The sequence below is a fragment of the Corynebacterium sp. HMSC076G08 genome, assembly GCF_001811515.1.
Taxonomy (GTDB): Bacteria; Actinomycetota; Actinomycetes; order Mycobacteriales; family Mycobacteriaceae; genus Corynebacterium; species Corynebacterium hiratae.
Map to the genome: position 1 here is coordinate 50,183 of NZ_KV805049.1, position 8,773 is coordinate 58,955.

Sequence of the window (8,773 nt, forward strand, 5' to 3'; positions counted from 1 at the left end):
GACAAACCATTCTGGAATGAGTAGTATGAAACTTATGGGACGGCCTCGTAAATTCAATGAAAAAGAAGTTCTTGCCGGCGCGATCGCGTTATTTGGCACGAACGGATTCACTGCAGTCTCAGTGGATGATGTGGTGAATCAACTGGGACTTAACCGGTCCAGCTTCTACAACCTTTATGGCTCGAAGCATGGACTGTTTCGTGCAGCAGCTGAAACGGTGTGCGCTGAAGCTGAAGGCGGCCGAGTATCGGATGCGACAAAGGACTTCGTGGTGGTGGCACTGGTTGAGGTGGCGCCAGTCAGTAAGGATTTACGCGAGCTTATCCAGCGGGCTTATGAACTGTGCTTCACGGGCCCGGAATCGTTAGGGCAGCATGCGCTCGCCCGTGCACAAGGACGCAAACACTAAGGGGAGGCATCATGAACAACAAACTCACTCTGACAGAAACAGAGCTCATCGTCGAACCACTCGGGCTAGATAAGCTCTGGTCGTTGACCGGCAGTATCAAGGTTCCGTGGGAGCATGTGCGAGGCGCTACCCATGACCCTGGCATGAAGCATGAGCCAAAAGGTTTTCGTGCGCCGGGGCTGCGCAGTGGACAGAAGCTAGCGGGCACCTTCCACGCGGATGGCGGCCGACATTTCTGGAACATTAGCGGCTATGAGAATGCCGTTGTCATCGAGCTTAAAGACGAGCATTTCGATCGGTTCATCGTTTCCTTGGAGAACCCGACTGAATGTGTAGCGCGCATCAACGAAAAGGCTCAGGCCGTCTGAGCCTGACGTGTCCCAGCGTCAGTGCTTGATGTCATTCACGGTAAATGGCAGGCGAAAACTGTGAATTCTCGTCCACACTATTCACGGAGAATGACACGTTTAGGCTGAACGGCTCTCGGTTCTGGAGTTAAAGTGCCCCAGGTTTTGTCCTATCTACTCAGTCGGGACAAAACAGGGACACTTCAATCATCACTGACCTGCAGCTCAACCTGACGCAGGCGCAGTGGGTCAACAGCCTCTATGCGGTGCTACTGGCGGAGCTGCTCTGCGACGGGGCAAGATTGCGGATACCTGGGGACGCAAGCGCGCCTTCCTCACCGGCCTGACAATATTCGTGGCAGGCAGCGTATTGGCGGGATTTCCTACCTCGACCGCCACGTGGATCTCCGCGCGCGCAGTACAGGCAATCGGTGCTGCGTTCATCATGCCTTCCACGCTTTCCACGGGTAAACCGTATTCCGCGGCAAATACCGCGCAACAGCCTTTGGTGTGTGGGGCGCGGTAATTTCCGGTGCGGCAGCGGTCGGACCCTTGCCGGTGGTGCACTGACGGAATGGGTGTCCTGGTATTCGCGATTATCGAGGGCCCGACCTAGGCTGGTGGGAGCCCCAATCCTCATTCAGCTTCTTTGGCTGGACCTGGTTCGAAAACGCGGCTATTTCACCGGTTCCGCTAGGGCTCACGGTTTCGGCCGTGGGCTTCGCGCTGTTAATCAGGTCGGAAAAGCACCGCGAGCGGGGTCACCGCTCGGTGCTGTTGTATCTTGAATTGTTTTCTTATTCCACGTTCTCGTGGGACAATATCACCGCTGGTGCGGTAGCAATCGGCGAGTTTGCCATCATCTTCGTGTTGCTGCTGTACCTGATTAATACGTTGGACCTCTGCACGGTGTTGTCTGGCCTGGTGCTGGCAGCCACGGCAATCGGTGCATTCTTCTCCGTTGCAGCAGCCCCCACGTCGCGGCACGGTACGGGGCGCCTGGCACCGTGCTCATTGGGCTCGGCTTGGAAGCCGTCGGCGTCCTTATCCTCGTCCTGCTTATGGGGCCGGATACGAATGGTTGGATCATCGCCGCGCCGCTGACCCTGTACGGCTTGGGCCTAGGGTTCGCCTCCGCGCAGCTGACCGGCACGATGCTGCGGGATATTCCCGTCGATGACTCCGGGCAAGCCTCCGCAACGCAAACCACCGTGCGCCTGGGGCAGTGGTGTGGGCCTTAAGCGAAGGCATGGCCAACGCCGCGCAGTGGTCGCTCGTAGCCGCTACTGCATTCTTCGCTTCGAGCTTTGTCGGTGCACTTAGGGTGCTCCGTGCTGCGGCGGAGAAGGGTGCCCCCGCAAACAATGCCGATCTCGGTGCCCGCGTTAATCGCGTCCCGAACTGATTTTCCACCCGCTTGCTGCTTTGCGTTGCTGCCAGAAGTGACGGTAGATACCGGGGACATCGGAAAGCTCAGAATGCGTGCCCAGCTGGCTGACTTGCCCGTGTTCATCCAAGACTACGATTTGATCAGCAGATTTGATTGTATCCAGCTTATGGGCGATGACAATAAAAGTAGATTGCTCCCGTAGCTCGTCCATCGCAGCAAGAATGTTTGCCTCATTTTCTGCATCGAGCGCGGAGGTAGCCTCATCAAAGAGTACAATCGGCGCTTGCTTGAGAAGCGCGCGAGCTACAGATACGCGCTGGCGTTCACCACCGGATAGAAGCCGCCCGCCTTCACCAACAGGAGTATGCCACCCTAGGCGGTTGGCAATAGAAGTCACGCCTGAAAGATCAGCTGCGCGGAAGACTTCCTCATCGGAGGCGTCGGGACGACCAACGCGGATATTAGCGATTAACGAGTCGTCGAAGAGGTAAACGTCCTGAAAGACCATGGACAGCCTGGACATTAACTGTTCGGTTCCAAGCTCGCGGATATCTACGCCGTCAACCATCACCGCCCCGGAATCTACATCCCAGAATCGCGAAATAAGGCGCGCAATTGTGGTCTTTCCGGAGCCAGAAGGACCGACAATGGCGGTAACGGTGCCTGGTCGAGCATGGAAAGTGACATCTACCAATACTGGTTTATCGCCGTATCCAAACGTGACATTAAGCAGCTCTACATTTCCCGAACCATCGCCTAGGCGCGGAGTAGTGGGTTCTGGCAGGGAAGGAGCATCGGTGATGAGCTCAGTTTCTGCAAGCGCGATACGGCCGGCATCTAAACCGACGAAAGAAGAACCCAGCTGCTCAAGCGTGCGGGTAAACCTCAAGCTGATTCCGATGATCGCAATTGTTTCTAGTGGCGATAGGGCGCCTTCAACGGCAAGATCCGCGGAGACCATAATGAGAGCCACAATGAAGATCTGCACTACTATGCCGTTGAGTAGCAAAGCTAATGTGGATACCCATAGCTCGCGTATTCGTGCTTTATGGTCGATTTCTAGCGCTTGCTCTAGTGGCGCAAAAACTTGTGATTGTCCTGCCGCGCGCAGGGCTGGTTGACGGTTAGCAAATTCTACGATGCGCTGGGAGAGCTCTTTACTCGGCCCCAGTGCGCGGTTCGATGCTTTCTCACGAATCCATGCAGCCAACTGCATCACCACGAGCGCCAATGGTGCGATGATAAGAAGGACCAAGCCCAGCTTCGGGTTCCAGAAACACGCTCCTACTAACAAGGTGACAAGTGCCGCGCTATCGCGGTATATCGTTCCTTGAATATGCGCAATGGTCTCGGCCGCCACCATAAAGCGATCTGAAACGAGGCGAGATAGGCCGCCGGTATTAGCCGGTACGAACCAGCCGAGCGGTAGCGTTGCTAATTTATCGCCCACAGTCGTGTGCGCGGCTCGGATGAAATCCAAGGCCGTGTGGTAAGAGGCCATGGTTGCGAAAAATCGTAGCGCAAAAGCTACGAGCGCAATTGCCAAAAGCGTCCACATCCATGGTGCGATCGTCGTATCCCCATCGAGTGCCTTTGTAAGTGGCACGAGCGTGAGAACGGCGAGGCCATCAAGCACGCCAACGATAAGCGATAGACAAGCATACCTTTTATTGAGCTTATGGCCTACAGGACTTTGCAGCTTTTTGACACTGCGAGTGAGTAGCGGATCACGAAGACGCGAACTAACAGGCGTAGTGGCATTAGACATGAGAATTATCCTTCATAGGCTTGAGGCAGATTATTTGGTCTGCTCCTTGGATGGACTCCGGCTTGTGGGCGATGACTAAGACGGTCTTGCCTCTGACGAGTGTGGCTAGAGCTGCTTGAATTTCTGCTTCGCAGTCAGGATCAGTTGCCGCAGTAGCTTCATCTAGGATCAAGATTGGGGCATTGGTAATGATTGCCCGGGCAATAGAAATGCGTTGCTGTTGTCCACCGGATAAAGAGGTGTCCTCACCAACAACGGTGTCGAGCCCAGCCGGTAAAGCGCGAATATCAGCAGCTATGTGCGCAGCCTCTGCGGCTTGCCAGATCTCTTCATCGCGGGCTTCTGGGCGTGCAAGGCGAATGTTTTCCCGAATACTCATACGCAGTAAGTGAGGATCTTGTAAGACGAAAGCCACAGTGCGGTACAAACTGTCGAAAGTGAGATCACGGATATCCACGTTGTTGATAGTGATTGTGCCCGAATCTGGATCCTGGAAACGCGCCAACATCGTTGCTGCTGTGGATTTGCCAGACCCGGAGGGGCCAATCAATGCCGTGACAGTGCCTGCATTTAGTTGCGCAGAAAAGTCTTGGAGGACTGGTGTGTCTGGGGCGTAGCTAAAGCTGACCTTATGGAACTCCACCTCCATGTCTTGACTATTGGCGTCGAGGCTCTTTTGGCCTTCTTTCACATTGGAAATTGTCATGACTTCATCAAGGCGCAACGCCGCATTGCCAGCGAGCTGGTAAGACCACATCATTTGGCCGACGGTTTGAATCGTGCCCGGGAGCACCAGCGCAATTAACGTTGTTGCGATGACTTCAGCGACCGTGACATAGCCACCAGCTATCAGCAGGGAACCCACTCCTAGATTGATAAGGATGAGGACAGGAACCGCCACCACAGACTCTGAGATTGCGGAAACACGCAGAAGCGGACGTACCCACTCGTAATAGAATTCCGCGAATTTTTGGGCAGCTTCGCGATATCGAGCGTGGGCTTTGCCAACGGTGCCGAAAGCCTTGACGACGGAAATACCTTCGGAGAACTCCACCGCAGTCGCAGAGACCTCACCCAGATAATTATCCATTTCCGCAGTTTTTGTGCCCATATCTTTCATTGAATATGCTTGGATTGCTAGGAAAATGGGCACAGTGGCAATAGAAAGTAGACCAAGGCGCCAATCCAAGATAAAGGCATAAACCAGAAGCGCGAGGGGCGTAAAGATCGCGGCGACCTTCTCTACAGGAGCATGGGCTGTCAGGGTGTGCAGAGTTAACGTATCGTCCTCGACGGCTTTGCGGACTTTGCCGGAATTAGTCTGGCTAAACCACGAGAGTGGTGCTTTCGCAATAGCGGTAATAATTCGGCGCCGGTTAATCCCCACCAGCTTTGCATCAGCGAAGTGGGTGATTGCAAGGGCAAGGAAATAGAAGAATAGCTGGCCCAAAAATGCAGCAAGTAGCCATTTCACAATGGACGCGACGTCATCAGTATTGCCGTCGATTAGAGCATTTCCCAGTGCCACCAACGCGACGTAGGGTGCTACGGCGAGTACCGAGGATATAAGCGCGAGAAACTGTGCGAAGTAGATGGTTGTTTGCACTGGGGCCAGTAGTTTTTTTAGAGCGACCTGGCCGGCTTTTAGTTTTGCGCGAGCCTCTTCTTCCGGTGACGCACCGTGTGATTCTGGTGCGTGGGTTCCGCTTGATTCTGTGGAACTTTGTTTTAGTTCAGACATTTCTTTCTCAATTCTTGTTGATGTCAGTCATATCGATGATTCTGGTGACTGATTCTTGGATGAATTCGTGGTCATGGGTGATGACGATGACCACTGCTCCGCTTGCTGCAAGAGATCGAAGTAGCGCAGAGATGGATTGCAGTTGGCGCCAGCCCACGCCAGAGGTAGGTTCATCGAAGATGTAGATCGCTGCTTGCTCGGCTTGGGCTGAAGCTATGGCTAAGCGTTGCCGTTGCCCACCGGACAGAGACTGCGGATGCCGTTGGGCCATTCCTGCCAGATCGAGGCGATGGAGAATCTCATTGACATCGATGTGGTCCCGCTTCTTCTTTGCCAGTCCGAGCGTGACTTCTTCTTCGGTGGTGGCTGCGAATAATTGGCGGCCAACATCTTGCATCACCATGTACGCGGCACGTCTGCGGGCAGCCGCTCCGACTCGTTTGCTGTTCAAACGGAGACTACCGCCGCGTTTGGGAGAAGCAAGACCACAAATGATCCTGGCGAGGGTGGTTTTTCCAGCGCCGTTGGGCCCGATTAAGGCGGTGACTTCGCCGCTGGGGAAAAATGCGTGGTCAATGTTTAATACCTCATGTGCGCCATAAGAAAAACAGATGTTGCTTAGCTCGAGTCCGCTCCGCTGGGGATCGGCGTTTTCGAGCGTGGGTGGTACCGGCACGCTCGCGGGCAGGGGAACATGGTGTAAGCTGCGTAGCCCCAATTGTTTGCGTTCGGGTTCGTCTAAGGCATAAAACTCCTGAGCGCGGAAACTCCGCGTTATTTTTCCCTGAGTCAAGTAAATAACTTGGTCAGCGATATCTTTTAAGAAAAAGAGACGGTGATCAGCGATAATGATCGTTGTGCCTAATTCCTTCAAGCGGTGTAGCACGCGTGCAAGAATATCGATGCTTTCCATAGAGAGATTGGACGTGGGTTCATCGAGAAGCACGAGACTGCCCGGGGACACAAGCGCGCATGCGCATGCCATGGTTTGTAACTGCCCACCGGATAATTCTTTGAATCGCCGGCCCCGAAGATCGTTAATGCCTAGTAGCTCGACCGCTGATTGAATCCTCGACTCAATTTCTTTGGGATCTACACCAAGGTTTTCTAGCCCGAAGGCCAATTCTGCATTGACGCTTTCAGTGAAAAATTGTGTCCTTGGATTCTGGAATACTGAGGCGCTGAACTCGATGGCTCGGGACAGCGGTTCTTCCGCAGGGGTAAAAGCCTGGTCATCCTTTATAATAGTGATGGTGCCTAGTAGCTCTCCTGGATTGAAATGGGGGATGAGTCCGTTGATCAACTTGAGTACCGTGGACTTTCCCGATCCGGAATCACCGGTAATCAGTAGACACTGTCCTGGAGAGACAGAAAAAGACACATCAGATACACCTTGAATGCCTGGCCGAGCTCCCAATGGATATGTAAAAGAAACGTTGTGGGCGTCTACACTGGTTGCGATACTGCGTTCGTTCATAAGTGGACCTCCGTGGGAAGCCAGACAGAGGCAACAACGAGGCCCAACCCAGCTAGTGCAGTTGCATCGACAAGCTTGAAGGAAAGATCGGCGGTGGTGGTTGGGCGTGCGGGTCCTCCCAATCCCCGGACAAGAGCAGAGGCAGCGAGCTCATCACCAGCGCGGACGACGGCACCTAATAAGGGGATGATCAACATCGCGGACGATTGTGTGGGCTGTGTGATCCAGCTTTTTACTCCAGGCTGGAGACCCCGAAGGACCATGGCATCGCGGATGGCTTTGGCTTCTGCCACGATGATCGGCAAAACGCGCAGGAATACCGCCGGTGGAATGGTGGCCCAGCCTGGTAAACGCAGGTCCCGCAGTGCTGAGGTCAACGTGGATGGTGTGAGAGTGAGCAAGCCGAATGTGCCGATGGACATGCTGATGACAAAACGGCTTAGCCACGAAAAAATTGCCGCTGAAAAAGCGAAAAATGTGGAGCCAGGAAGCTGTAATAGGCCCCAGTACCCTAGATAGGATAATGCAAAAGCGAACAGGCAAATAAGACCATAGTGTGGTTTTACTGTAGCTAGTGCGATGGAGCTGAAAGCGATAGAAATCAGCAGTGTCGGTAGGTGGCCGTGGCTGAGAGCTACCGCATTGATTACTAGAACAGAAAGCAGCACGGTCCGTGGATCGATCGAAGATCGATGAAGCACGCCCTGTTTTTGCAGGCTCACAGGAGACCAGCGCTTTCAAAGTGTTTGCGGCTGACGCGAACTCCGACCTTTCCTCCGATAAAGCCGACGATGAGCGCACAAATGGCCAGTACTCCAATGGTCCATGGCTGGAAGATATCCGACATGGCATCGGCATATTCTTGACCCATTTGGTCTGCGATATCGACGTAGTAGGAGTCCGTATCCAGAATTAGCGGGATAAAAGGCATAGAAATCCAGACACAGAAGACGCTGTAGGAAATAGGGAAGGATTTGGCAATACTGAGGTGGCTTTTTGTAATAATCAAATCCGCGATAAACCCTAGAATTATGCTTCCCAGCAGGGTCCAGAAGTAGTGTCCGGTGAGCATGAATGCTAGTCCGTTAATACCACCGACGAGGGTGAAAGCACCCATTTTGGGCGTGCGGGCGGCATAAAGCGCTAGCACGATTCCGTTTGCGATTGCCGCGATGAACCATCCAATAAACATGAATTGTGGTCCTGCGAATCCAATCATTCCGCTTACAAAGGTGATTACAAAGTAAAGTGCAGCAAAGATGCCAGCGTTGATGAGATCTCTGGTGTTTAAACGTGCCGTCGACCCACTGGATGAGCTTGCACTCCGTGCGGGCGTAGAGGACTGTTGGGTCATAGTAAACCTCGATTTATGAACAGCAGGAAAGGTAAGGCTTGCCTAAGTTAGGTAATACTGTTTATAAAGCATTTCAAGTTTTGATCTGAAGATTCACCCTTAATGGGGGTGAATGCAGATAAGTAGACATCAAACCAGACCACGACTACCGACTAAGTACCGACAAAATCGGCACCAACGGCAAGACAACCCTGCGATGGGGAGGCAAACTACGCCGCCTCTACATCGGACGCAGATGGGGCGGGGAACCAATCACGGACCTGACCCCTGTTTGGTAGACACCTGAT

9 protein-coding genes are annotated in these 8,773 nt (G+C 53.6%); 4 read left to right on the plus strand and 5 right to left on the minus strand.

Features of this window, described 5'->3' with window-relative positions; genetic code table 11:
• Positions 1 to 34 precede the first annotated feature (34 nt).
• The 4 genes from HMPREF2806_RS07330 (at position 35) to HMPREF2806_RS07340 (ending at position 1,997) form a co-directional block, all read left to right on the plus strand.
• Positions 35 to 409 carry a TetR/AcrR family transcriptional regulator gene (locus HMPREF2806_RS07330; protein WP_230308896.1) on the plus strand — a complete coding sequence of 125 codons (375 nt, stop codon included), beginning with the start codon at positions 35 to 37 and terminating at the stop codon, positions 407 to 409.
• Positions 410 to 420: 11 nt separating this feature from the next.
• On the plus strand, positions 421 to 777 hold the full coding sequence (locus tag HMPREF2806_RS07335; RefSeq protein ID WP_070517041.1) for a hypothetical protein: 357 nt from the start codon (positions 421 to 423) through the stop codon (positions 775 to 777).
• A gap of 223 nt (positions 778 to 1,000) precedes the next feature.
• The gene (locus tag HMPREF2806_RS13335) at positions 1,001 to 1,282 is read left to right on the plus strand and encodes an MFS transporter (protein ID WP_118779515.1); all 282 of its coding nucleotides are present in this window, start codon (positions 1,001 to 1,003) and stop codon (positions 1,280 to 1,282) included.
• A gap of 481 nt (positions 1,283 to 1,763) precedes the next feature.
• Positions 1,764 to 1,997, plus strand: coding sequence for a hypothetical protein (locus HMPREF2806_RS07340; RefSeq protein WP_070517043.1), 234 nt, complete (start codon positions 1,764 to 1,766; stop codon positions 1,995 to 1,997).
• A 144-nt stretch (positions 1,998 to 2,141) separates the two neighbouring features.
• Here HMPREF2806_RS07340 and HMPREF2806_RS07345 read toward each other — a convergent pair whose 3' ends face one another.
• Genes HMPREF2806_RS07345 through HMPREF2806_RS07365 form a run of 5 tightly spaced genes read right to left on the minus strand, consistent with a single transcriptional unit; the run spans position 2,142 to position 8,486 of the window.
• Positions 2,142 to 3,914 carry an ABC transporter ATP-binding protein gene (locus tag HMPREF2806_RS07345; protein ID WP_070517045.1) on the minus strand — a complete coding sequence of 591 codons (1,773 nt, stop codon included), beginning with the start codon at positions 3,912 to 3,914 and terminating at the stop codon, positions 2,142 to 2,144.
• A complete protein-coding gene (locus HMPREF2806_RS07350; RefSeq protein ID WP_070517047.1) occupies positions 3,907 to 5,655 on the minus strand; it encodes an ABC transporter ATP-binding protein in 1,749 nt (582 codons plus the stop codon). Before HMPREF2806_RS07350 ends, HMPREF2806_RS07345 begins: the two co-directional genes overlap by 8 nt.
• Positions 5,656 to 5,662: 7 nt before the next feature.
• Complete coding sequence (locus HMPREF2806_RS07355; protein ID WP_070517049.1) at positions 5,663 to 7,132, minus strand: ABC transporter ATP-binding protein; 1,470 nt, start codon at positions 7,130 to 7,132, stop codon at positions 5,663 to 5,665.
• Positions 7,129 to 7,854, minus strand: a complete 726-nt coding sequence (locus HMPREF2806_RS07360; RefSeq protein WP_010187692.1) for an energy-coupling factor transporter transmembrane component T family protein — start codon at positions 7,852 to 7,854, stop codon at positions 7,129 to 7,131. The genes HMPREF2806_RS07355 and HMPREF2806_RS07360 overlap by 4 nt, the downstream gene beginning before the upstream one ends.
• Positions 7,851 to 8,486: an MptD family putative ECF transporter S component gene (locus tag HMPREF2806_RS07365; RefSeq protein WP_049155193.1), complete on the minus strand. Its 636-nt coding sequence runs from the start codon at positions 8,484 to 8,486 to the stop codon at positions 7,851 to 7,853. The genes HMPREF2806_RS07360 and HMPREF2806_RS07365 overlap by 4 nt, the downstream gene beginning before the upstream one ends.
• Positions 8,487 to 8,773: the final 287 nt, after the last annotated feature.

Excerpts from the sequence above, each read along its gene's own strand:
- HMPREF2806_RS07330 (WP_230308896.1), top strand. The coding sequence starts at position 35 with ATGGGACGGCCTCGTAAATTCAATGAAAAAGAAGTTCTTGCCGGCGCG.
- HMPREF2806_RS07335 (WP_070517041.1), top strand. The coding sequence starts at position 421 with ATGAACAACAAACTCACTCTGACAGAAACAGAGCTCATCGTCGAACCA.
- HMPREF2806_RS07345 (WP_070517045.1), bottom strand. The coding sequence starts at position 3,914 with ATGTCTAATGCCACTACGCCTGTTAGTTCGCGTCTTCGTGATCCGCTA.
- HMPREF2806_RS07350 (WP_070517047.1), bottom strand. The coding sequence starts at position 5,655 with ATGTCTGAACTAAAACAAAGTTCCACAGAATCAAGCGGAACCCACGCA.
- HMPREF2806_RS07355 (WP_070517049.1), bottom strand. The coding sequence starts at position 7,132 with ATGAACGAACGCAGTATCGCAACCAGTGTAGACGCCCACAACGTTTCT.
- HMPREF2806_RS07365 (WP_049155193.1), bottom strand. The coding sequence starts at position 8,486 with ATGACCCAACAGTCCTCTACGCCCGCACGGAGTGCAAGCTCATCCAGT.